At 60.9% G+C, this 21,747-nt stretch carries 19 protein-coding genes and 2 tRNA genes; 15 read left to right on the top strand and 6 right to left on the bottom strand.

The window, feature by feature from the left end:
* Window positions 1-57: 57 nt before the first annotated feature.
* Window positions 58-1,431: an amino acid permease gene (locus JNO51_RS14255; protein WP_215778501.1), complete on the bottom strand. Its 1,374-nt coding sequence runs from the start codon at window positions 1,429-1,431 to the stop codon at window positions 58-60.
* A gap of 421 nt (window positions 1,432-1,852) precedes the next feature.
* On the opposite strand from JNO51_RS14255, the gene recD reads away from it, so the two are divergent.
* The 3 genes from recD to JNO51_RS14240 all read left to right on the top strand — a co-directional run bounded on the left by recD (window position 1,853) and on the right by JNO51_RS14240 (window position 4,933).
* Window positions 1,853-3,550, top strand: coding sequence for an exodeoxyribonuclease V subunit alpha (recD, locus tag JNO51_RS14250; protein WP_215778499.1), 1,698 nt, complete (start codon window positions 1,853-1,855; stop codon window positions 3,548-3,550).
* 66 nt (window positions 3,551-3,616) lie between these two features.
* Window positions 3,617-4,465: an NUDIX hydrolase family protein gene (locus JNO51_RS14245; protein ID WP_215778497.1), complete on the top strand. Its 849-nt coding sequence runs from the start codon at window positions 3,617-3,619 to the stop codon at window positions 4,463-4,465.
* A 267-nt stretch (window positions 4,466-4,732) separates the two neighbouring features.
* Window positions 4,733-4,933, top strand: a complete 201-nt coding sequence (locus JNO51_RS14240) for a hypothetical protein (RefSeq protein ID WP_215778494.1) — start codon at window positions 4,733-4,735, stop codon at window positions 4,931-4,933.
* A gap of 194 nt (window positions 4,934-5,127) precedes the next feature.
* Here the strand turns inward: JNO51_RS14240 and JNO51_RS14235 are convergent.
* Window positions 5,128-5,204, bottom strand: a tRNA-Arg gene (locus JNO51_RS14235).
* A 130-nt stretch (window positions 5,205-5,334) separates the two neighbouring features.
* Between JNO51_RS14235 and JNO51_RS14230 the strand changes: the two genes are divergently transcribed.
* Together JNO51_RS14230 and JNO51_RS14225 are read left to right on the top strand one after the other, a co-directional pair.
* Window positions 5,335-6,081: a cytochrome c5 family protein gene (locus JNO51_RS14230; protein ID WP_215778492.1), complete on the top strand. Its 747-nt coding sequence runs from the start codon at window positions 5,335-5,337 to the stop codon at window positions 6,079-6,081.
* Between the two features lie 411 nt (window positions 6,082-6,492).
* Window positions 6,493-7,959 carry a C69 family dipeptidase gene (locus JNO51_RS14225; RefSeq protein ID WP_215778490.1) on the top strand — a complete coding sequence of 489 codons (1,467 nt, stop codon included), beginning with the start codon at window positions 6,493-6,495 and terminating at the stop codon, window positions 7,957-7,959.
* A 58-nt stretch (window positions 7,960-8,017) separates the two neighbouring features.
* Here the strand turns inward: JNO51_RS14225 and JNO51_RS14220 are convergent, their stop codons facing one another.
* Window positions 8,018-10,024, bottom strand: a complete 2,007-nt coding sequence (locus JNO51_RS14220) for a UvrD-helicase domain-containing protein (protein WP_215778488.1) — start codon at window positions 10,022-10,024, stop codon at window positions 8,018-8,020.
* Between the two features lie 190 nt (window positions 10,025-10,214).
* Here JNO51_RS14220 and JNO51_RS14215 point away from each other — a divergent pair, with 190 nt between their 5' ends.
* A complete protein-coding gene (locus JNO51_RS14215) occupies window positions 10,215-11,033 on the top strand; it encodes a symmetrical bis(5'-nucleosyl)-tetraphosphatase (protein WP_215778486.1) in 819 nt (272 codons plus the stop codon).
* On the opposite strand, the gene JNO51_RS14210 is transcribed toward JNO51_RS14215, so the two are convergent.
* Window positions 10,963-11,793, bottom strand: coding sequence for a 1-acyl-sn-glycerol-3-phosphate acyltransferase (locus JNO51_RS14210; RefSeq protein WP_215778484.1), 831 nt, complete (start codon window positions 11,791-11,793; stop codon window positions 10,963-10,965). The genes JNO51_RS14215 and JNO51_RS14210 overlap by 71 nt on opposite strands.
* A 39-nt stretch (window positions 11,794-11,832) precedes the next feature.
* On the bottom strand, window positions 11,833-12,648 hold the full coding sequence (gene mutM / locus JNO51_RS14205; RefSeq protein ID WP_215778481.1) for a bifunctional DNA-formamidopyrimidine glycosylase/DNA-(apurinic or apyrimidinic site) lyase: 816 nt from the start codon (window positions 12,646-12,648) through the stop codon (window positions 11,833-11,835).
* A 75-nt stretch (window positions 12,649-12,723) separates the two neighbouring features.
* On the opposite strand from mutM, the gene JNO51_RS14200 reads away from it, so the two are divergent.
* The 9 genes from JNO51_RS14200 to JNO51_RS14160 all read left to right on the top strand — a co-directional run bounded on the left by JNO51_RS14200 (window position 12,724) and on the right by JNO51_RS14160 (window position 20,741).
* Entirely contained in the window at window positions 12,724-14,475 is a 1,752-nt protein-coding gene (locus JNO51_RS14200; RefSeq protein WP_215778479.1) for a tetratricopeptide repeat protein, read from the top strand.
* The gene (gene lolB / locus JNO51_RS14195) at window positions 14,472-15,014 is read left to right on the top strand and encodes a lipoprotein insertase outer membrane protein LolB (protein WP_215778476.1); all 543 of its coding nucleotides are present in this window, start codon (window positions 14,472-14,474) and stop codon (window positions 15,012-15,014) included. Before JNO51_RS14200 ends, lolB begins: the two co-directional genes overlap by 4 nt.
* 19 nt (window positions 15,015-15,033) lie before the next feature.
* A complete protein-coding gene (ispE, locus tag JNO51_RS14190) occupies window positions 15,034-15,873 on the top strand; it encodes a 4-(cytidine 5'-diphospho)-2-C-methyl-D-erythritol kinase (RefSeq protein ID WP_215778474.1) in 840 nt (279 codons plus the stop codon).
* 9 nt (window positions 15,874-15,882) lie between these two features.
* Window positions 15,883-15,957, top strand: a tRNA-Gln gene (locus JNO51_RS14185).
* An 84-nt stretch (window positions 15,958-16,041) separates the two neighbouring features.
* On the top strand, window positions 16,042-17,025 hold the full coding sequence (locus JNO51_RS14180; RefSeq protein ID WP_215778472.1) for a ribose-phosphate pyrophosphokinase: 984 nt from the start codon (window positions 16,042-16,044) through the stop codon (window positions 17,023-17,025).
* Between the two features lie 104 nt (window positions 17,026-17,129).
* Entirely contained in the window at window positions 17,130-17,747 is a 618-nt protein-coding gene (locus tag JNO51_RS14175; RefSeq protein ID WP_215778470.1) for a 50S ribosomal protein L25/general stress protein Ctc, read from the top strand.
* 97 nt (window positions 17,748-17,844) lie between these two features.
* Window positions 17,845-18,429: an aminoacyl-tRNA hydrolase gene (pth, locus tag JNO51_RS14170; protein ID WP_215778468.1), complete on the top strand. Its 585-nt coding sequence runs from the start codon at window positions 17,845-17,847 to the stop codon at window positions 18,427-18,429.
* A gap of 48 nt (window positions 18,430-18,477) precedes the next feature.
* Window positions 18,478-19,569, top strand: coding sequence for a redox-regulated ATPase YchF (gene ychF, locus JNO51_RS14165; RefSeq protein ID WP_215778466.1), 1,092 nt, complete (start codon window positions 18,478-18,480; stop codon window positions 19,567-19,569).
* A gap of 236 nt (window positions 19,570-19,805) precedes the next feature.
* Window positions 19,806-20,741: a hypothetical protein gene (locus JNO51_RS14160; protein ID WP_215778463.1), complete on the top strand. Its 936-nt coding sequence runs from the start codon at window positions 19,806-19,808 to the stop codon at window positions 20,739-20,741.
* Between the two features lie 31 nt (window positions 20,742-20,772).
* Here JNO51_RS14160 and JNO51_RS14155 read toward each other — a convergent pair whose 3' ends face one another.
* Window positions 20,773-21,690 carry a helix-turn-helix domain-containing protein gene (locus tag JNO51_RS14155; protein WP_215778461.1) on the bottom strand — a complete coding sequence of 306 codons (918 nt, stop codon included), beginning with the start codon at window positions 21,688-21,690 and terminating at the stop codon, window positions 20,773-20,775.
* Between the last annotated feature and the right edge of the window lie 57 nt (window positions 21,691-21,747).

Raw genomic sequence — 21,747 nt, 5'->3', positions numbered from 1 at the left:
TGACGATTCCTTGTGCGAGTGCCGCCAGGGCCGGATGGCGCCTGGCGGTAAAGAAACTCAAACCTGCTGGCTGGCCAGTTCCGCGGCGCTGTCGGTCTTGCGCATGCGGAAACCAAGCCACAGAACACCGACCCAGACTGGCAGCAGATAGACCGAGATGGCGCCACCCGGCGTAAAGAGCAGGATGCCGAGGATCATCACCATGAAGGCCAGACACAGGTAATTGGCGGCCGGGAACCAGATCGAGGGGAACACCAGTTGCTGGCCGGCCTTGGCGCGGCGGAACTTGAGGTGTGCCAGGCTGATCATGGCCCAGTTGGTGACGATGGTCATGACCACCATCGACATCAGGATGCCGAAGGCCTCTTCCGGCAGGACATAGTTCAGTACCACGCCGAGGAAGGTGCAGGCAGCCGAGAACAGGGTGGCCTTGACCGGCACGCCGCGACGGTCGAGATCCTTCAGCGCACGCGGGGCATTGCCTTGTTCGGCCAGGCTGTAGAGCATGCGGCTGTTGGCATAGACGCCGCTGTTGTAGACCGACAGTGCCGCCGTCATGACCACGAAGTTCAGTACATGTGCGGTGGCGCCGGCGCCAATCTGCTGGAAGATCATCACGAAGGGGCTGCCGCCACTGGCCACCTCGCTCCACGGGTAGAGGGACAGCAGGACGGTCAGCGAGCCAATGTAGAACACCAGGATGCGGACGATGATCTGGTTGACGGCGCGCGGGATGACTTTCTGCGGGTTGGCCGCTTCGCCTGCCGTCATGCCGATCAGCTCCAGACCGCCGAAGGAGAACATGATCGGGGCCATCATCATGAACAGACCGGTAAAGCCATGCGGGAAGAAACCGCCGTGGCTCCACAGATTATGTACCCCGGCCTGCGGGCCGCCGCTGCCGGTCGCCAGCAGGTAGCCACCGAACAGGATCATGGCGATCACGGCGACGATCTTGATCAGGCCAAACCAGAATTCGGTTTCACCGTAAGACTTGACGCTCGCCAGATTGAGGCCGTTGATGGCAAGGAAGCAGACCAGGGCAGTCAGCCAGGTCGGCACGTGCGGCCACCAGTACTGCACATAGGCCCCCACTGCGGTCAGTTCGGCCATGCCGGCCAGCACATACAGCAGCCAGTAGGTCCAGCCGGCGACCATGGCCGGAAACGGCCCCCAGTATTTGAAGGCGAAATGGCTGAAGGAGCCGGCGACCGGTTCTTCGGCAATCATTTCTCCCAGTTGGCGCATGATCAGGAAGGCGATGAAGCCGGCAATGGCATAGCCGAGAATCATCGACGGACCGGCGGCCTTGAGGACGCTGGCCGAGCCGAGGAACAGACCGGTACCGACCGCGCCGCCCAGCGCAATCAGTTGAATATGACGATTTTTGAGCTCTCGTTTGAGCTCGCCGCCTTGAGTGGCATGACTCATCGGGGACTCCTTTCGGGAATTGCTGTCAGGTATGCAAGTAAGACTTTTCGCAGACCATCAGACCATTGACCGGCGATAGCGTCAAACCACTGGATACAATATATATTCTACCGAAATGCCTATGGCATGGATTGCTGCCAAAAAATGTCGCCAATCAGGGCTGTTAACGCCAAAAATTGCTCATCTATGACAAGTAATCACCCATTTTGGGACATTCTCTGGTTTCGGATGGTTCTTAGTTTGATTGCAGTGCAGTGCTTTGCGCTGCTGTTGTGGTCATTGCTTGTGAAATCCAAAGCGACAGGCCGTCATTTCAGGGTTTTCCACGCTGAATGTGCTGGCGTCTTCTGTCGGCAGACGCGCTTGCCTTGCCCCGAAATTGGTGCGACAGTCTGCCAGCCTGAAGAACTGACGGATCACTATGGATACCCCGCTTTATCCTGCCCTGAATGATTTGTTCCGCCGACTGGACCCGCAATGGGATGAGGTGTGTGCCGAATGGTTGCTGGCCCTGATCCAGGCACAGAGCCAGGGGCATGTGTGCCTGCCCGTTCACGTTCCGGGCGGGCGCCGCCGTCTTGCCGCCAGTCCGCTGGTCGGTTCGCCCGGGCAGTATGTGCCTCTGATCCTGGAGCCCGGCGGCAATTTGTACTTCGCGCGCCAGTGGTTTGATGAGGTCCGGCTGGCGGCGGCCATCCGTGCCCGGGCCGCGCGCTTGCCTGTCGCCGATCCGGACCGGGCCGCACATTGGCTGGCGACCTTGTTTCCTGCGACCTCCCCGGGCCTTGATCGGCAAAAGCTGGCCGCTGCCCTGGCCCTGCGCCAACAGCTGCTGGTGATATCCGGGGGGCCGGGAACCGGCAAGACCACCACGGTCATCCGTCTGCTGGCACTGCTGGCGGTCTTGTCCGACCGCCCGCTGGTGATGGCTCTGGCCGCGCCGACCGGCAAGGCGGCGGCGCGTTTGTCCGATGCCATCCGCTCGGCCATTGATCGTCTGCCGCTGGCGCAGGCCGTCAAGGATGGGCTGCCGAAAAGTGCCCAGACCCTGCATCGCCTGTTGGGTCTGCGGCCGGGAGGGCATCGTCCGCGACATCATGCTGAGCACACTTTGCCGCTCGACGTGCTGGTGATTGATGAGGCGTCGATGATTGATCTGGATTTGATGGCGCGGACATTCGATGCCTTGCCGCCGCATGCGCGGGTCATCCTGCTGGGGGATCGCGATCAGTTGGCCTCGGTCGAGGCCGGGGCGGTGCTGGCCGAGCTGTGTCGCGATATCGGCTATCGCGAGGACACCTTGAATTGGCTGGCTCAATTGGGCTTCCCATCCACCGAGTTGCCCAGGGCGGTGACGGATGCGGCGCCGATGGCCGATGCCGTGGTGCTGTTGACCCACAGCCATCGTTTTTCGGCTGACGGGGGGATCGGGGCACTGAGCCGTCTGGTCAATGATAATCAGCCCGATGCGGCCAGTGCCCTGCTGCTGGATGAACGGCAGGATGTGCTGGGCTGTCTGCCGGCGCTGGATGTCGACCGGCTGCAGGCCGGACGGACGGCTTACTGGCAGGCGCTGGATCAGCAGGCGGATCTGGATGTTTTACAGGCAGGCTTTGTCGCGTTTATGCCACTGGCCGCCGAGCGACGCCAGGTGGCTCAGATCAATCAGCTGGTCGAAGCCCGGCTGGAGGCCGAGGGGCGCAAGAGCCCCGGTCAGGTCTGGTATCCGGGGCGGCCGGTCATGATCAGCAGCAATGATTATGGGGTCGGGCTGTTCAATGGTGATATCGGCTTTACCATCGCGCGGCCGGAAGGGTTGCGGGTGGCCTTTCCTTCTGCGGATGGCAGTTGGCGTGAGTTGGCGCCGGCGCGGCTGCCGGAGCATGACACGGTCTATGCCATGACCGTGCACAAGAGCCAGGGCTCCGAGTTTGCCGAGGTCTGGCTGGTGTTGCCGGAGGACACGACCAATCTGCCTGACCGGGCGCTGGTGTATACCGCCATTACCCGGGCGCGCGAACGCTTCCGGCTGGTGGGCTCGGTGGCGATGTTGTGCGCTGCCATGGGTAATACCCTGCAACGTCATTGTGGTTTGGCGGATAAAATCCGCTCAACATAGTCAAAGTCAGGTACTTCACCGTAAGATGCTGGTTTGTCGATCATTTTTGGGTTGTCTGGAGCGCTAATGCCTTTGCACCGTGTCCTTGACTATCTCGCGCGCGTGACGCGGGTTGATTTGTCCGCTTTTACCCCTCTGTACTTTGGCGCCACCCGCCTGGGCTGGGTGAATGCCGACTGGCGCCAGCGATTGCTCAATGAGGCGACGCCGCTTTTTGCCGTCGGGGAGGCGGGCATGGTCTGTCTGGCGACGGGCGACTACCAGGCCGTCAGCGCCCAGCTGGCAGAGGCGGCGGAGCGCTGGCATGCCGCTGGCTGGCTCAATGGCTGGCGCAACGAAAATTTCCAGGCCTGTCTGCCGGACGGCACGCCGCTGTTCGAGCTGGAACGTGCGGCCTTTCGCCCTCTCGGCCTGACCAGCCATGCGGTACATCTCAACGGATTGTGTCGCATGCCTGATGGCGAAGTACGCATGTGGCTGGGACGACGCAGCCCGCACAAGGCGGTCGACCCGAACCGCATGGATAATATGGTCGGCGGCGGGGTTGCGGCCGGTGAGTCGATCGAGCTGGCAAGAGAGCGTGAGGGCTGGGAGGAGGCTGGGCTGTCGGCCGAGCGCTTGCGTGATGTGCCGCGACATTCCCTGCTGCTGGCAGAAAGGCCGGTGCAGCGCGGGCTGCATCGTGAGTGGCTGCATGTTTTCGATATCTGGCTGCCGCCGGAAATTCAGCCCTGTAATCAGGATGGCGAGGTGGCCGAGCACGTGCTGCTGTCGCTGTCCGAGGTTGAGTCCCTGCTGATCGAAGAGCGCTTCATGATTGATGCCGCACTGGTGGCGGCGGAATGCCTGGGGCGTCTGGGGTATTGGGGGCCGGAAAGCCGGCATGTCCTGGAGGCCTTGCAGGCCCGGCCCTGATTCTGCACGTCGGCGTTGCCTGATCTGGCAACGCCGTTTTGTTTCTCGTCCGCGCCGGGCGGGGAATCACTTCAGTCTCTGCAGCTATTTTCTCCGTCAGTGCCTAAACTGAATCACGGCTTCTACTTCCCGGATCCCGTGGCTTACGCATTTACCCGAATGGTGCCAGCCAGACATTCAGAATACTTTATAACGCTGGTATCATCAGCATTTGATATGCTGTAGGCATGATTGCTGTTTTTGTGGTTTCGCCGCGAGGTTTTTGCAGTGTTTCGTCTGAAATTGATCTCCAACACATTCGGTATCGATGACAAGAGCCCGATCTATCCGACGGTAGAGGCCGCGCGCGCCGCGGCACAAGTCATGCTGCGTCTCTATCGCGGCAAGGTGAAAGTCGAGATTTATCAAGTGATCGATCTGCGGACCCACCAAAAGCGCGTGATCGAGACCATCGGTTCTCCTGACTGATTTTCTTTCGCCTGCACTCAGGCGACTCTCCCTTTTGTATTGGTTCCCAGGCACCTGGCTTTTCTTCGCTTTCATCCCATCGCTGACGTGCGGGCACGGCCTGGCAGTTTGGGCCTGGATGGTGAGTCGGTGAGGGGGGGCGAAGTGTCGGCGCAGAGGCCGGAAAAGAGGGTATGGCGTGGCGTTGCAGTGACTGGCGCACCCGACAGGGATCGAACCTGTGACCTTCGGCTTCGGAAACCGACACTCTATCCAACTGAGCTACGGGTGCGCTGATCGTGAAGCAGGCGGATCATATCGCAAAGCGCGCCCACAAGTCCAGTAGGGGTTTTGCCTTGCGGAAATGCTTCTCGTATAATCGGCTAATTATTAAATGTCATTATTTTTCAGGCGAGGCGCGAATGAGCAATGAAAACGGAATGGCCACGGGGCAGATCGTCAAAGTCCTGGTCGGCGTCGTCGTATTCCTTGTCGTAGCAATCACTCTGCTGGCCAAGTTGGCCACCAGCGGTTTCAACGTGGACGCCGAGGTCATGACCAATGAGGCCGTTGCCGCTCGCCTGAAGCCGGTAGGGGACTCGGTGGCCAGTGATGGCCAGCCGGGCAGCCGCAGCGGACAGCAGGTTTATCAGGCCGTCTGTATCAGTTGTCACGGCGCTGGTTTGCTTGGCTCGCCGAAGTTTGGGGATGCCGGGGCCTGGGGGGCGCGTATCGCCAAGGGCTATGACACGCTGCTGAAGCATGCGCTGGGAGGGTTTAATGCCATGCCGGCCAAGGGCGGCAACACCACGCTGACCGATGACGAGGTGGGCCGTGCCGTGGCTTATATGGCCAATGCCGGCGGTGCCAAGTTTGCCGAGCCGAAGTCGGATGCCAGTGGCGCCGCAGCGACGGCCGCCATCGATCCGAATGTGACCGGCAAGAAAATCTATGAGTCGGTTTGTATCGCCTGTCATCAGGCCGGGGTCTCCGGTGCACCGAAGTTCGGCGACAAGGCTGCCTGGGCGGTTCGTCTGAAGCCGGGTCTGGATGAAGTGCAGAAGATCGCCACCAAGGGTCTGAATGCCATGCCGCCGAAGGGGGGCTATACCGGCAGCGATGCCGAGTTCCGTTCGGCCATCGAATACATGGTGAACAATTCGAAGTAATCTGGCCTGCTGTTCGGCGCCTGTCTGAAAGGACAGGTGTCGGGACAGGGGGCATCCGGCATCATGGGTACGTATGACTGGCCTGAATGACGCAGGAACCGCCGTTTCGCTCCCAGGTTTCCTGTCTAGTTCGGCTAGGGTGATTCCCGGTGGACTTACCCTACCCAGAGATGTTCCTCATTCTTGTACTGGCGTCCGCACGGACGCCATTTTTTTTGTCTCGCGGACAGGATTCGATCAAATCGTGCTTCAGCAAGACGCCAGGGGCTTCGATTCTAGGACTGACAGACGCGAACAGCCATCATTTCGTTCAAGTTTCATGACTTAAATTAAGTATCTGCTTATTTGTTAATGATTGTCGGCCGGACGGGATTATGCTTGATCGTCCAATCGTTTGGGAGCGAATTTGTCATGATGTTGAAGAAAATTGCCCTGGCCGTTATCGGTCTGTCCTGCGCTTCGACCTTTGCTTGTACCACGATCATTGTCGGCAAGAATGCCTCTGCCGATGGTTCGATCCTGATCGGGCGCAACGTGGATTCCGGCGCGGGTAACCACCCTATCCACTTCATCAAGCACGAAGCACTGAAGAAGGGCTTCCTGTTCAAGTCGGTACAATCCCAATTCACCTATCAGATGCCGGATCATCTGATGAGCTACACCGGTCTGCCCGACTTTGACGGCAAGAGCCAGTCTTATGAAGAAGCCGGTTTCAATTCGGCCGGCGTGTCGATGTCCGCCACCGAAACCATCTACAGCAATGAGGCGACGCTGAAGGTCGACCCCTATCTGGACAAGACCGGCCTGACGGAAAGTGAAGTGACCAGCATCCTGCTGCCGCAGATCAAATCGGCCCGTCAGGGTGTCGAGCTGCTGGGCAAGATCATTGAAACCCAGGGTTCTGGCGAGGGCTTCGGCATTGCGTTTGCCGATCAGAAGGAAGCCTGGTATCTCGAGAACGCTGGCGGTCACCAGTGGGTGGCGGTACGCATTCCGGACAATATGTACTTCGTGTCGGCCAATCAGGGCCGTCTGCGTGAAATCGACCTGAACGACAAGGCCAACGTGATGTCCTCCAAGGGGCTGGCGGACTTTGCCGTGAAGAATGGTCTGGCCAAGCCGCGTACCGATGGCAAGTTCGACTTCTTCGCCGCCTTCACTGAAGATGGTCCGAGCAACGTCTACTACAACTACAACCGTGTGTGGACGGTACAGGGCATCTACAACCCGAGCCTGAAGAATGAAAGCTTCAAGGATGGCAAGGCACCGGTGTTCCTGACGCCTGAGCACAAGCTGTCGGTGACGGATGTGGAAAGCGCGCTGCAGAACCATTATCAGGGCACGCCGAACGAGCCGTACATGACGCAGAATCCGAAGTCGAAGTATCGTCCGATCTCGGTATTCCGTGCCCAGGAATCGCATGTGCTGCAACAACGGGCCAATCTGCCGCTGCCGATTGCCAACGTTGAGTATCTGGCGCTGGGCATGACCACGCTGAGCATCTATGTCCCGTTCTATCAAGGGGCCAAGATTCCGGCCGCTTATCAGGACAATACCGACCATGCTGACAGCAAGTCGGCCTGGTGGAAGCTCCACAAGCTGCAAACGCTGGCCATGCAGAACTTCCCGAAGTATGGGCCGATGGTGGAAAGCGCCTTTGCCAAGCTGAATACTTCCATTCAGCAACAACAGGTGGCGTTCGAGAAGGAGTACGTGAAGGCTTATGCCAAGAGCCCGAAACAGGCTCAGAAGCTGCTGGACGCCTTTACCGACAAGACCGTCAGCCAGGTGGATGCATTGACCGAGCAATTGAGCAACGACATCCTGACGCAAATGGCCATCGACGTGAACGCCATGTATCTGTTCCACGGTGCCTGATCAAGCAGGTTCAGCAGGTTGAAAAGCCGCCTTCGGGCGGCTTTTTGTTTGTGCAGGATTATTCCTTGCTGGTCTTGGCGCCCAGCATGGCGCTGAGGTTGGCCAGTCTGGCCTTGCCCTCGCTGCGGCTGACCAGTGGTTCGGCCCCCGGCCGGCCGAAGTGCTTGATGTCTTGCGGATCAATTTCGTCGATGAAGCGTGAGGGATCGACGAACAGCCACTCCCCCGCACGGCGGCGCTTGACGCAGTAGCTGAGGGTCAGGCTGCGCTGCGCCCGGGTAATGCCGACGTACATCAGCCGGCGTTCTTCTTCGATCATGCCGTTATCCACGGACTCCTGGTGCGGCAGGATGCCTTCTTCCACCCCGACCAGAAACACATGCGGATACTCCAGGCCTTTGGAGGCGTGCAGGGTGGACATCTTGACCGCATCCACCTCGCCTTCTTCGCGGCCTTCCAGCATGGTGATCAGCGCAATGGTCTGGGTCAGGTCGATGAGCGACTTGCCGTCCTCTTCCCCTTTTTTGGTAAGCCAGGCCACCATGTCCATGACGTTTTTCCATTTGCTTTCCGCCGGACGGGGTTCTTCACTGTCATAGAGCCAGGCCTCATAGCCAATGGCCTGCAGCATTTCCTGTGCCAGCGGGCCGGCCGGCTCGCGGCTGGCCCGATACTGCAGATTGACGATGAAGCGACAGAAATCGAGCAAGGGGTCGAGCTGGGCCGCCTGCACCTGATGCTGGAAGCCTTCTTCATGGGCCGCGGCAAACAGGCTCTTCTGACGCTGTCCGGCATAGCTGCCGAGTTTTTCCAGCGTACCGGCACCGACGCCGCGCCGCGGGGTGGTGAGGGCGCGGATGAAGGCCGGATCGTCATCCGGGTTGGTGATCAGCCGCATGTAGGCGATCACATCCTTGATTTCCGGCTTGTCGAAGAAGGACTGGCCGCCCGACATCTGATAAGGGATGCGCTGGTTGCGCAGTGCCTGTTCGAAGATGCGTGCCTGATAGTTGCCGCGGTACAGGATGGCATAGTCCTTGAACGACGTACGGTGCTCGAACTTGTGTGCCAGCAGGCGCTGTACCACCACTTCGGCTTCGTGCTCTTCATCCTTGCACTGCACGACATGGATCGGCTCGCCCAGGCCCAGTTCGCTCCACAATTGCTTCTCGAACAGCTTGGGGTTGTTGGCGATCACACTGTTGGCCGCGCGCAGGATGCGCGCGGTAGAGCGGTAGTTTTGCTCCAGCTTGATGATGTTCAGGCGCGGGAAATCGTGCTGCAGCAGCCGCAGGTTTTCCATGTTGGCGCCGCGCCAGGCGTAGATGGACTGATCGTCGTCCCCCACGGCAGTGAACATGCCGCGCACGCCGGTGAGCAGCTTGACCATCTGGTACTGGCAGGTATTGGTGTCCTGGTATTCGTCGATCAGCAAGTAGCGCAGCTTGTTTTGCCAGCGCTCCAGGACTTCCGGGTTGGTGCGCAACAACTGGACCGGCAGGCGGATCAGGTCGTCGAAGTCCATCGCCTGGTAGGCGGCCAGCGTGTCCTGATAGGCGAGGTAAGTCCTGGCACAGACGTTGTCGAATTCGGTCTCTGCCGCGAACAGCACTTCCTGCGGGTCCTTGAAATCGTTTTTCCACAGGGAGATCTGGGTCTGCACCTTGCGCACTTCTTCTTTGTGCGTGGTGAGCAGGATGTCCGAGATGATCTTGCCGGCATCGAAGGCGTCGAGGATGGAAAACTGTGGCTTGTAGCCGAGGTGCGGTGCTTCCTGGCGCAACATCTGCATGCCGAGCGAGTGGAAGGTCGAGACGGTCAGGCCGCGGATTTCGCCAGGGTTCATCAGCTTGCCGATGCGCTCCAGCATTTCGCGCGCGGCTTTGTTGGTGAAGGTGATGGCCGCAATATTGCGCGCGCTGATGCCGGCATGACGGATCAAGTGCGCAATCTTGAAGGTGATGACGCGGGTCTTGCCGCTGCCGGCTCCCGCCAGGACCAGCAGGGGGCCGTCAAGGTAATGAATCGCATCGCGTTGCGGCGTGTTCAGTTGGGTCAGGGACATGGTCTCTCGGTCGAAGCCAGACGGACGATGACTGGCAGGCTGGCCAGCTCCGGGCGCCTAAGCGCAAGCCCGGGAATTATTTTGCTTGCTGGAATAAATCGGTAACGCAGAAAGTCCATTGTAGCATGGGGTATCATGTCACTTCGTACGGTTCGCGCGGCAGCGAGCCGCCAGAATGAGGAGCTTGACCATGGCCAGCTATGCAATCGGTGATATCCAGGGCTGTTTTGCGCCCTTTCAGCAACTGCTGCGCAAGATCGACTTTAATCCGGGCAAAGACACCTTGTGGCTGACGGGCGATCTGGTCAACCGCGGTCCGGAATCTCTCGAGGTGCTGCGCTGGGTCTATCGTCATCAGGATTGCGTGCAGACGGTGCTGGGCAATCATGATCTGCATCTGCTGGCGGTCTCGGAAGGGTTTGGCAAGGTGCATGCCAGCGACACCATTCTGGATATCCTGCATGCGGCAGACGGCAAGGTCCTGCTCGACTGGCTGCGTTGCCAGCCGCTGATGATTGCCGGCGACGGCTATGCCATGGTGCATGCCGGCCTGCTGCCGGAGTGGACCATCGATCGGGCGCTGGATCTGGCCGAAGAGGTGGAGAACGAGCTGGCCGGCCCGGGGTATCGCGAGTTCCTCGCCAGACTCTACGGCAACAAGCCGACGCGCTGGAGTGAGGAGTTGCGCGGTGTCGAACGCCTGCGGCTGATCGTCAATGCCATGACGCGCATGCGTCTGGTGACGCGGGATGGGGAAATCGACTTGTCATTCAAGGGTGAACTGGCCGATGCACCGGCCAACCTGATGCCCTGGTTTGCCGTAGAGCGACGCCGCAGCCAGGGGACGCCGATCATCTGTGGACACTGGTCTGCGCTGGGGCTGTTCGTGACCGACGAGATCCTGGCGATCGATACTGGCTGCCTGTGGGGGGGCAGCCTTACCGCACTTCGACTTGAGGATCGTCAGCTGTTTTCGCTTGAGTGTCAGGCGTATCAGGCAATTGCTTGAGGTTCGCGGCAATGTCGTGACGGGCCGCTTCGGCCAGCTCGAAACGGGTCAGCAGCGGCTCCTGACCGCTGACCAGGGGCTGGCCGTAGTGCAGCTCGACCGTGATCCGGCGCAGCTTCAGCATGCGGCACAGGCTCTGCCAGAAGGTGGTATCGCCGGCATAGGCCGGTGCGCTGGTGAGATTGCCCTGTTCGTCCAGGTAGCGCAGCGACACGGGTTGTACCGTGCTGCCGGCCAGGATGGCGGATTCGAACAGCGAGGACTTGAACGGCAGCATGTGATGTCCGGTGGTGGTCGTCCCTTCCGGGAAAACGCACAGGCAGTCACCCTGACGGAGGGACGCCGCCATGATCTGGTTCACCCTGCCGGCATCGCGCCGGTTGCTGCGATCAATGAACAGGGTGCCGCCCCGGGCGACCATCCAGCCGACGATCGGCCAGTGGCGGATTTCCATCTTGGCGACGAAGCGCGGCGGGGTACAGGCGGCCAGGGCAATGATGTCCAGCCAGGAAACATGGTTGGAGACCAGCAGGGTATTGCCCGGAAAACCCTGCGGCACCTGCCCGCTGACTTTCAGTTCCAGCCCGAGTGCACGCAGGAACTGTCGGCACCAACGGCGGGTAATCAGGGTTTGCTGCTCGCGTGACAGGCTTTGATAGCGGAAGGTCAGCAGCGAGAAACCGGTGAGAAAACGCCAGGCCATGCAGCTCAGGCGCAGCAGCCGGGTCGGAAGGGCGGTGTGGGGCAGGGTGGTCTTCAAGGCAGTACGATCAGTTGGTTCGGCAAATGATGCGCCACTCTAGCATGGTTGGCATTGTGGGCAATAGTACGAACTTCTTTGCCCTTGCCGGATATGGCAAATGGGTGTTGCGCAGTGCGGGCAGGGCAGACCGGCCCGATCATAAACCTGGTAGGTCTGCTGAAAATACCCCGGCTTGCCTTCGGCACTGACAAAATCGCGCAGGGTGCTGCCGCCGGCCTGAATGGCGCGCGCCAGCGTCTGCTTGATGATGGCGGCCAGGCTGTCGCATTCGGCACGCGACAGGCCACCGGCCTGGCGGGCGGGATGGATACCTGCGCTGAACAGGGCCTCGTTGGCGTAGATGTTGCCCACACCGACCACCACGTGATTGTTCATCAACATCAGTTTGATGGCCGTGCGTTTGCCGCGGGTGGCAGCAAACAGGGCGGCACCGTCAAAGCCGTCACCGAGTGGCTCCGGCCCCAGATCCCTGAGCAGCGGGTGGAATTCGAGCGGGCCGACATGCCACAACACGGCCCCGAAGCGGCGAGGGTCGCGGTAGCGCATCAGGCGCTCATCGAGAATGAAGTCCAGATGGTCATGCTTGCCGGGTGGCGCATCGGGGTCGACGATGCGCAGACTGCCGGACATGCCCAGGTGGATCAGCAGGCAGCCGGTATCAAAGTGCAGCAACAGGTATTTTGCCCGTCGCTCGACGGCACGCACACGCAGGCCGCGCAGGGTCTCGGCAAGATGTGGTGGCACCCGCCAGCGCAGGCGGTCTTCCCTTACCACGACATCGTGGATGGTTCGGTCTAGCAGCCAGGGCTCGACGCCGCGGCGGGTGGTCTCGACTTCCGGTAATTCGGGCATGGCTGAAGTGGCCCCAGAAAATGAAATGTTGGTCGTTACGCATGTTATTCTACCCATTCGCCAGAAAATGATTCCATGCTGATGAAATCGCTAAAACGCCCCCTGTTGCTGATTCTGCTTTCTTCGTTGACGGCTTGTGCCGTCAACCAGCCCCCCGCGCCCGCGCCCATGGCCCGCTCCGCGGCATCGGCATCTGCCGGTGTCCCGGACAGCGAGGTGGCGCGTTATCCGAAAATGGACCTGAGCCCCGAGTTGCTGTTTGGTGTCCTGGCCAGTGAAATTGCCGCCCAGCGCGGCGCCGTAGCCTCTGCCTCCGTGACTGAACTGACACTGGCGAAACAGACCCGGGATCCGCGTCTGGCAGAGCGGGCGGCGCAATTTGCCCTGGTGGCCGGCAATATGGATACCGCCAGCGAAGCCCTGCAACTGTGGTTGCAGATAGATCCGGACTCGCTGCGTGCGCGGGAGCAACTGATCGTGGTGACCCTGCGTACCGGCAAGCTGACTGAGTCTCAGCGGCTGATCGACGAGTTGCTGGCCAGGCAGCCGGACATGGCTTCGCCGGTTTTCCAGCAATTGGTACGTATGGTGCCGGGGCAGAAAGACAAGGCAGCGGCTTATGCCATGGTCGATACGCTGGCCAAGAACTATCCCGACCTGCCCGAAGCACGGTTTGCCCTGCTGACTGCGGCGGCAGACAGCGGCAAGACAGAGGTCGTTGATCAGGAGCTGGATCGGCTTGCGACGCTGGCGCCCAAATGGGATTTGCCCGTCGCCTGGCTGGCCGACCGGCTGCGCAAGGATCAGCCTCTCGCGGCCCTGGCCCTGCTGAAGAAGGAACTGGCCCGTCGCCCGGAGGCCTCCTTCGAAATGAAAATGGCCTATCCGCGCCTGCTGGTGTCGCAGAAGCAGTTTGTCGAGGCCCGGGCGGCTTTCGAGCGATTGTTGCCGCAATACCCGCGCCAGCCGGAGCTGCTGTATGCGACCGGTCTGCTTGCTTTCGAGCTGAATGACCTGCCGGCTGCCCGGCGCGATCTGGAGGCCGCGTTGGCAGAGCACTATCCGGATACCGGCTTTCTGACCTATTCGCTCGGGCAGATCGCTGAAGCCCAGGGGGATAATGCGGCCGCTTCGCGCTGGTATCTGCAAGTCCCGAAGGGCAGTCAGTACATGGCGGCCCAGGTCAGGCAGGCTTATCTGGAGGCCCAGGCCGGCCAGACCGACCAGGCCATCGCCCGACTGGGGCGGCTGGGCAGTTCGGCGGAGGAACGGCTGCAACTGACGCTGGCCAGCGCCGAGATTGCCCGTGAGGCCAAGCGCTACGATCTTGCCTATGCCATGCTCAGCGATGCCTTGAAACAGAGTGGTAAGCGGCCTGACCTGCTGTATGAGCGGGCGCTGATCTCGGATGCCCGTCAGGATACGGCCGCCGCCGAGCGCGATCTGCGCCAGGTGTTGAAACTGCAGCCGGAAAACCAGCAGGCCCTCAATGCCCTGGGCTATATCCTGACAACGCGCACCAACCGTTACCAGGAGGCTTATGGTCTGATCAACCGTGCGCTGCGTATCGAGCCCAACAACGCCATGATCATCGACAGCATGGGCTGGGTACTGTTCAAGCTGGGGCGCAGCGAAGAGTCACTGCAGTATCTGTCCCGTGCTTACAGTCTGCTGCCTGATCAGGAGGTGGCGGCCCACTATGGCGAGGTGCTCTGGTCGCTCGGTCGCCAGGATGAGGCGCGTGCGCTGTGGAACAAGGCCTTGCAGGCCGCTGGAACCCACCCGGCACTGGACGAGACCATGAAGCGTCTGACGGTGCAGCAATGAGGCACTGGTGGATACTCTGCCTGCTGGCGCTGCTGTCTGCCTGCGCCAGCAAGGAAGCCTTGTTCCGCCCGACCGCCGGCCAGCAGTCGTCGGTCGACAGTCCGTTCAGCGTCTCCGGGCGTCTGGCCGTGGATATGGCCGGGCGCGGGCACACCGCCAATTTCGAGTGGACGCACAGCGTGGCCAGTGATGAGCTGTCGGTCAATACCCCGGTTGGCACCACCGTCGCGCGTCTGCAGCGCGATGCCGCGGGCGTGACGTTGCAGGCCGATGGCAAGACCTGGCAGGCCCCTGACGTGGAGAGCCTGACCCAGGCACGTCTGGGCTGGCCGCTGCCGCTGGGCAATCTTGTTTGGTGGATTCGCGGGCGCCCGGCGCCGGGGGAGACCGAAGCCTACGATGCCGAAGGCAATCTGCTGCAGCAGGGCTGGCGTATCCGTTTCCTGAGTGACCCTGATGCGGCCAGTCCCTATCCGAAACGTGTTGACCTGAGCCGCGATGATCTGACCATCCGGCTGGTGACCTACCGCTGGCAATAATCTTTTGTACGTCATGCCCATGAATGCCTTTCAATCTTATCCGGCTCCGGCCAAGCTCAACCTGATGCTCAAGGTGGTGGGGCGCCGCAGTGACGGCTACCACCTGCTGGAAACCGTCTTTCGCTTTGTGGACTATGGCGATGACGTCCTGGTGGCGTTGCGCGACGATGGGCGCATCGTGCTGCACGACCCGATTCCCGGCGTGGCAGCGGAAGCGGATCTGACCGTGCGTGCGGCGCGCCTGCTGCAGAAGGAGACCGGCTGTCAGGCGGGGGCCGATCTGCGCGTCAGCAAGCGTATCCCCATGGGTGGGGGGCTGGGTGGCGGCAGCTCGGATGCCGCGACGGTGCTGATGGTGCTGAATCGTTTGTGGGAAACCGGTCTGTCTCGCGAGCGACTGATGGAAATCGGGTTGTCACTCGGTGCTGATGTGCCTGTCTTTATTTTCGGACAGAACGCTTTTGCGCGTGGCGTGGGTGAAGAACTCACCGCGCTCAGCCTGCCGGAAAAATGGTATGTCGTCCTGCATCCTGGTGTGCATGTGCCGACCGCTGAAATTTTTTCATCGCCCCTGTTGACAAGGGATTCCAAGCCAAGCATAATGCCAATCCTCGAAACGACGCAGCAAGCAGGAAACGATCTGCAAGGCGTTGTAATCAAGCTGTATCCGGCGGTAAAAAATGCGCTGGACGAACTAGGAAAATTCGGTTCGCCGTTGATGACAGGCTCGGGAAGTTGTGTTTTCCTAGAGTGTGGCAGCGAAAACGAGGCAGCAAGAATTTTTCGGCTAGTGTCAGAAAAGTACAACGGCTTTGTGGCCAAGGGGTTGGATCACCACCCGCTGTACGACACGGTCTGAGCAGATTACTGGGGAGTCGCCAAGTGGTAAGGCACCGGATTTTGATTCCGGCATTCGTAGGTTCGATCCCTACCTCCCCAGCCACAGTTTTCTCTATGCTAGAGAACCAGAATAAAAGCGTGTAAGTTTCCTTACACGCTTTTTCTTTATTCCAGTTGGGGCGACGACATGGCGGCATACGACAGTTTGATGGTTTTCACCGGTACGGCAAATCCGGAACTCGCACAAAATGTGGTAAAGCACCTCGATATCTCGCTCGGCAGAGCGGATGTCGGCCGCTTCAGCGACGGGGAGGTTGCCCTCGAGTTGCTGGAAAATGTCCGCGGTCGAGATGTGTTCATCCTGCAGTCCACCTGTGCCCCCACCAATGACAATCTGATGGAAATCCTGGCGATGGCCGATGCGCTGCGCCGGGCCTCTGCCGGTCGCATCACCGCCGCCATCCCCTATTTCGGCTATGCCCGCCAGGACCGTCGCCCGCGTTCGGCCCGCGTACCGATCTCGGCCAAGCTGGTGGCCAACATGCTGACCTCTGCCGGCATCGACCGCGTGCTGACCGTTGACCTGCATGCCGACCAGATCCAGGGTTTCTTCGACATGCCGGTGGACAACGTCTATGCCACCCCGGTGCTGCTGAAGGACATGCGCGCCCAGCGCATCGAAGACCTGATCGTGGTCAGCCCGGATGTCGGCGGTGTGGTCCGTGCCCGTGCCATGGCCAAGGCCCTGAACACCGACCTGGCCATCATCGACAAACGTCGTCCCAAGGCCAACGTGGCGGAAGTCATGAACATCATCGGTGACGTTTCCGGCCGTACCTGCCTGATCGTCGACGACATGATCGATACCGCCAACACGCTGTGCAAAGCGGCTTCCGCGCTGAAAGAGCGCGGCGCCCAGCGCGTGCTGGCCTATGCCACCCACCCGGTATTCTCGGGCCAGGCGGTGGACCGCATCAGCCACTCGGACATCGACCAGGTCGTGATCACCGATACCATCCCGCTGACCGCCCAGGCGCTGCAGTGCGAGAAGATCCGTGTGGTCTCCATTGCCGGTCTGCTGGCTGAAACGCTGCGCAGGATCAACAACGAAGAGTCGGTTTCCTATCTCTTCAACGAAGAATTGGTTTCGTCGGGCGCCTGCCTGCCGTAACATGGCGGCCTGCGGGCATGCCGCGAATTTCCGGGCAACCGGAAAAACATTCCTCCAGCTGGTCGCGGCAGGGGGAATGCCTTTAACTTGAATGGAGTATTTCAATGTCTTACGAACTGATTGCTGCCAAGCGTGAAGAGATGGGTACGGGTGCGAGCCGCCGCCTGCGTCATGCTGGCAAATTGCCGGGCGTTATCTACGGTGGCGACAAGGCTGCCGAATCCATCGTCCTGGAACACAACCCGGTGTTCTATGCGCTGAAGGAAGAAGATTTCCACAGCGGCATCCTGACCCTGGTCGTGGATGGTCAGAAGGAATCCGTGCTGCTGCGCGACTTCCAGATGCACCCGTACAAGCAGCAAGTGCTGCACATCGATTTCCAGCGCGTTGACCTGAACGCCCCGATGCACGTACGTGTTCCGCTGCACTTCGTGAACGCCGATGCATCGCCGGCCGTCAAGGTTCAAGGCGCCAAGATCACCCACGTGGTGAACGATGTTGACGTTCGTGCCCTGCCGAACCAGATCCCGCACTTCATCGAAGTCGACCTGTCGACCATCGAAGCAGGCGCCTCCGTGCACCTGAGCGATCTGAAGCTGCCGGCTGGCGTCGAAATCACCCTGCTGGCCCGTGGCGACAACGCCGTGGTTGCCCAGGCTGTTGTGCCGCGCGGCGTGATTGAAGCGGCTGCTGCCGGTGAAGGCGAGGCTGCTGCCGAGTAATTTCGGCGACGGTCAAAGCCCGCTGCGTGCCCTTGCGGTTCGCCGCGGGCTTTTTACTGTATGGGGTTTTCCCCTGTTTGCGTGTTGAAGACACACCATGACAGCGATCAAACTGGTTGTCGGTCTGGGCAACCCCGGGCCTGAATATCAACGTACCCGCCACAATGCGGGCTTTTGGCTGTTGGACGAGCTGGCCTGGGACTACAAGCAGACCTTCCGTGCGGAGAGCAAGTTCTTCGGCGAGGCGGCGCGAGCCAGCCTGCCGGGTGGTGGCGATCTGTGGCTGCTCAAACCGGCCACCTTCATGAATCTCTCGGGCCAGGCCGTCGTGGCGCTGGCGCGATTCTACAAAATCCTGCCCAATGAAATCCTGGTGGTGCATGATGAACTCGACCTGCCGCCCGGTAGTGCCCGCTTCAAGCAGGGCGGTGGCCACGGCGGTCATAATGGGCTGCGCGACATCATCGCCAAGCTGGGAACTCAGGACTTCTGGCGCTTGCGCCTGGGGATCGGTCATCCGGGCGATCGCAACGAAGTGGTCAACTTCGTGCTGAAAAAGCCGCGGGCAGAAGAGCAGACGGCCATCGATGAGGCCATCGTGGCGTCCTTGCGCGTCCTGCCGCAGGCCCTGGCCGGTGACATGGCCGGTGCCATGAAAACGCTGCACACCGCAGCCAAATGAATCTCGCGGGCAGTGAGTACACTGCCCGACAACGAAAGGAAAGCGCTCATGAGTCTCAAGTGCGGCATCGTCGGTCTGCCCAATGTCGGCAAGTCCACCCTGTTCAATGCCCTGACCAAGGCCGGCATTGAAGCGGCCAACTACCCGTTCTGCACCATCGAGCCGAACGTCGGCATCGTCGAAGTGCCGGATACGCGCATGGCGCAACTGGCGGCCATCGTCAATCCGCAGCGCATGCAGCCGGCCATCGTCGAATTCGTCGACATCGCCGGTCTGGTCGCCGGTGCCTCGCGCGGCGAAGGGCTGGGCAACCAGTTCCTGGCCAACATTCGCGAAACAGACGCCATCGTCAACGTCGTTCGCTGCTTCGATGACGAAAACGTGGTGCATGTTGCCGGCCGCGTCGACCCGATCTCGGACATCGAGACCATCGGCACCGAGCTGGCGCTGGCGGACCTGGCCACCGTCGAAAAAGCCATCCAGCGCGATGGCAAAAAAGCCAAGTCGGGCGACAAGGAAGCCATCAAGGCCATCGCCCTGCTGGAAAAGCTGCGCAGCCACCTTGATCAGGGCAAGCCGGCACGCAGCATGGGCCTGGATGTGGAAGAAATCGAGCTGCTCAAGCCCTACTGCCTGCTGACCATCAAGCCGGCCATGTATGTGGCCAACGTGGCGGAAGACGGCTTCCACAACAACCCGCACCTGGATGCATTGCAAAAGCTGGCTGATGCCGAAGGCGCTCCGGTCGTGGCGCTGTGTGCCGCCATCGAATCGGAAATTGCCGATCTGGATGATGCCGACAAGACCGAATTCCTCGCCGACATGGGCCTGGAAGAGCCGGGTCTGAATCGACTGATCCGTGCTGGCTACAAGCTGCTGGGCCTGCAGACCTACTTCACCGCCGGGGTGAAGGAAGTGCGCGCCTGGACCGTGGCCGTGGGCGCCACCGCCCCGCAGGCAGCCGGGGTGATCCACACCGACTTCGAGCGCGGCTTCATCCGCGCCCAGGTGATCAGCTTCGAGGACTTCGTGGCACTGGGCGGTGAAGCCAAGGCCAAGGAAGCCGGCAAGATGCGCGTCGAAGGCAAGGAATACATCGTCAAGGACGGCGATGTAATGCACTTCCTGTTCAACGTCTGACCCCTCGCCGTCCTCCGGGGCCGCGGTCGCACCTTGCTGTGTGTGGCCGCGGCCCTGTGCTTTCATGGCCGCACGTCATCGTGCAGATGCCAAAATCCTGGCCATAATTCCAAAGCCTCTGCTGCTCGCCGTGTGGACACTCTGATTTTCAATCAGATAAAGGCGAAAAAATGCTTTCAGTCTCTACCACTTTGAGTACTGCCGGTCTCCCTCAATCCGCTGCCGTTGCGCCGGACGTGGCTATCGCCCGCTATCGCTCTCATACCCTGACCATGCGCCCCGTTGCGGCCGCCGGCGATTTTGTGCGCGAGACATCGCTGCCCGATGAGACGGTCTGCCTGCGTTCGAACCCGGTCCGGCGGGCTCGCCCTGAGGGCATTCGCCAGTCGGCGGACTTGTCCACGGGCGTGGAGAGGAGGCCGGTTGGATCGAGGCTTGCCCCGCGCGCCAGACCGGGCGCGATTTGTATTGATGGACCATCCGGGAGCGTGACGCCGACGGAGGCCAGCAAGCAGATATTTAATGCGATGCTGGCCATGGCCATGGCCATGGCCATGTCGCCGGTCACGGTGCGGTTTTCCCGTCTGTGGGACGCGTGTGCGCTTAACACGGACATGCGTCTCGCCTGTGCCCGGATGTTCGATGCCTTCCCGGACAAAGTCATGCGTTCTGCCACGGGAGAGGGCGTGTTTCGCACTTCGTTAGATCGTACCGCAGAAGTGTTCCGTGCATTCGCCAGCCCAGCAGTGGCTGCACCGTCGTCCGGACCCGCATCTGACCCAAATCCGGCATTGCTGGCAAAAGCCACGTTGCTGGAACAGTCGCATTTCATGAAGGATCTGTTGCAACAGGTGATCGGCAAGGTGCTGGGCAAACTGGACGACACGGCGGACCTGGGGCTGTGCATGCAATGGACTCGCGAGCTGGATGACTATCTGCGGTCGGAGGGTGGTGCACATGAACGAAGTGCCGTGGATGGCTTTTCCCGACTGCTGGCGCAATTGAAGCACGATGGCCGGGGAAAGGCAGAACTCACGGTGCAATCGATGTGGACCAGCTCGGCGCTGATTCAGCCGGAACTGCAGTTTCAGCGTGCGGCGTTGAGCCCCGCCCTGGAGCAGGCCCTGACGCTACGGGGCGCGCTGCAACTGAACGTTAGGCCAGCGGGGTGAGCACAGGACAGCGGTTGAGGCAGCGCGCCTGTCAACGCCTGCCAGGACGCAGCCCTTCGCCAAAGTGGCGCCGATAGCTCTGAGCCAGTTGTCCGGCATGCCAGAAATCGTGCCGGGAGGCCAGCTCCGCCAGCGGGATGGCAGCCTGTGCCGGATCGCGCAGATCGCGGCGCAACGCCTGCAGCCGGATGGCATGAATCAGTGCCAGCGGCGTGATGCCCAGCGTTTCCTGTGTCAGGTTCTGCAGCGTGCGTCGTGTCAGGTAAAGACGCCGCGCCAGTGTCTGTACGTCATGGACGCCGTGCTGCTCATCGGCAATCAGCGCGCGCGCCCGCTCCATGACGGCCCAGTGGCGGGTGGGCGCCGGCAGGCTGGGCAGCCTGGTACTGGCCAGCAGACGCAACAGGCTCACCAGCAGGGGCTCGGTCTGGATTTCCAGTGGCGCGTGCTGCCGGTCGGGTGGCTGTGCCAGTAGCAGGCGCAGATGATGACCGAGATGCCAGTAGGCCTGCCCGGACAAGGGCAGGGCTGCCGGCGCGGCCGGCAGCTGACAGGGCAGGCCGTGACGTGCCGCGACCTCGCCCAGCCATGCCTGATCGACCACCAGCCCGAAAATGCCGAAGTCGCCCGGTGTGCGCAAATCGAAATCCTGCCCTGCCGGGCAGATCAGTAAAGGCTGCCCGCTCATGGGGCGCCCGGCATAGTGCAGTCCCACTACCTCGGGGTCCGAGGGCAGGCCGAACCAGATGGCCGTTCGCCAGGGCTGACACTGTTGCCAGGTGGCCAGGCTGGTGTATTCATGAAATAACTGCACCTGTCCGCTGCAGATTTCGTCCAGCTGACCGTGGAAGGGGCCATCACTCAGTTGCAGGTAGGCCTGTTGCCAGGCGCTGATACTGTTGGCCTGCTCATCCACGTCATCGAGCCGACGCTGTTGAAAGCGATTCATGTCTCACCCCAAATGACACGGTTTGGCTTCTGCCTTGCAAGCATCATGCCTGCAGCC

The organism is Paludibacterium sp. B53371, from assembly GCF_018802765.1.
GTDB lineage: Bacteria > Pseudomonadota > Gammaproteobacteria > Burkholderiales > Chromobacteriaceae > Paludibacterium.
Note: the sequence above shows the minus strand (reverse complement) of the source record. Positions and strands in the feature narration are given on the sequence as shown.

Bases quoted from the DNA above. Each gene is read 5' to 3' on its own strand.
- JNO51_RS14255 (WP_215778501.1), bottom strand. From the start codon at position 1,431: ATGAGTCATGCCACTCAAGGCGGCGAGCTCAAACGAGAGCTCAAAAAT.
- pth (WP_215778468.1), top strand. From the start codon at position 17,845: ATGACAGCGATCAAACTGGTTGTCGGTCTGGGCAACCCCGGGCCTGAA.
- ychF (WP_215778466.1), top strand. From the start codon at position 18,478: ATGAGTCTCAAGTGCGGCATCGTCGGTCTGCCCAATGTCGGCAAGTCC.
- JNO51_RS14230 (WP_215778492.1), top strand. From the start codon at position 5,335: ATGAGCAATGAAAACGGAATGGCCACGGGGCAGATCGTCAAAGTCCTG.
- JNO51_RS14180 (WP_215778472.1), top strand. From the start codon at position 16,042: ATGGCGGCATACGACAGTTTGATGGTTTTCACCGGTACGGCAAATCCG.
- mutM (WP_215778481.1), bottom strand. From the start codon at position 12,648: ATGCCCGAATTACCGGAAGTCGAGACCACCCGCCGCGGCGTCGAGCCC.
- JNO51_RS14155 (WP_215778461.1), bottom strand. From the start codon at position 21,690: ATGAATCGCTTTCAACAGCGTCGGCTCGATGACGTGGATGAGCAGGCC.
- JNO51_RS14245 (WP_215778497.1), top strand. From the start codon at position 3,617: ATGCCTTTGCACCGTGTCCTTGACTATCTCGCGCGCGTGACGCGGGTT.
- lolB (WP_215778476.1), top strand. From the start codon at position 14,472: ATGAGGCACTGGTGGATACTCTGCCTGCTGGCGCTGCTGTCTGCCTGC.
- JNO51_RS14225 (WP_215778490.1), top strand. From the start codon at position 6,493: ATGATGTTGAAGAAAATTGCCCTGGCCGTTATCGGTCTGTCCTGCGCT.
- JNO51_RS14220 (WP_215778488.1), bottom strand. From the start codon at position 10,024: ATGTCCCTGACCCAACTGAACACGCCGCAACGCGATGCGATTCATTAC.
- ispE (WP_215778474.1), top strand. From the start codon at position 15,034: ATGAATGCCTTTCAATCTTATCCGGCTCCGGCCAAGCTCAACCTGATG.
- JNO51_RS14200 (WP_215778479.1), top strand. From the start codon at position 12,724: ATGCTGATGAAATCGCTAAAACGCCCCCTGTTGCTGATTCTGCTTTCT.
- JNO51_RS14215 (WP_215778486.1), top strand. From the start codon at position 10,215: ATGGCCAGCTATGCAATCGGTGATATCCAGGGCTGTTTTGCGCCCTTT.
- JNO51_RS14175 (WP_215778470.1), top strand. From the start codon at position 17,130: ATGTCTTACGAACTGATTGCTGCCAAGCGTGAAGAGATGGGTACGGGT.
- recD (WP_215778499.1), top strand. From the start codon at position 1,853: ATGGATACCCCGCTTTATCCTGCCCTGAATGATTTGTTCCGCCGACTG.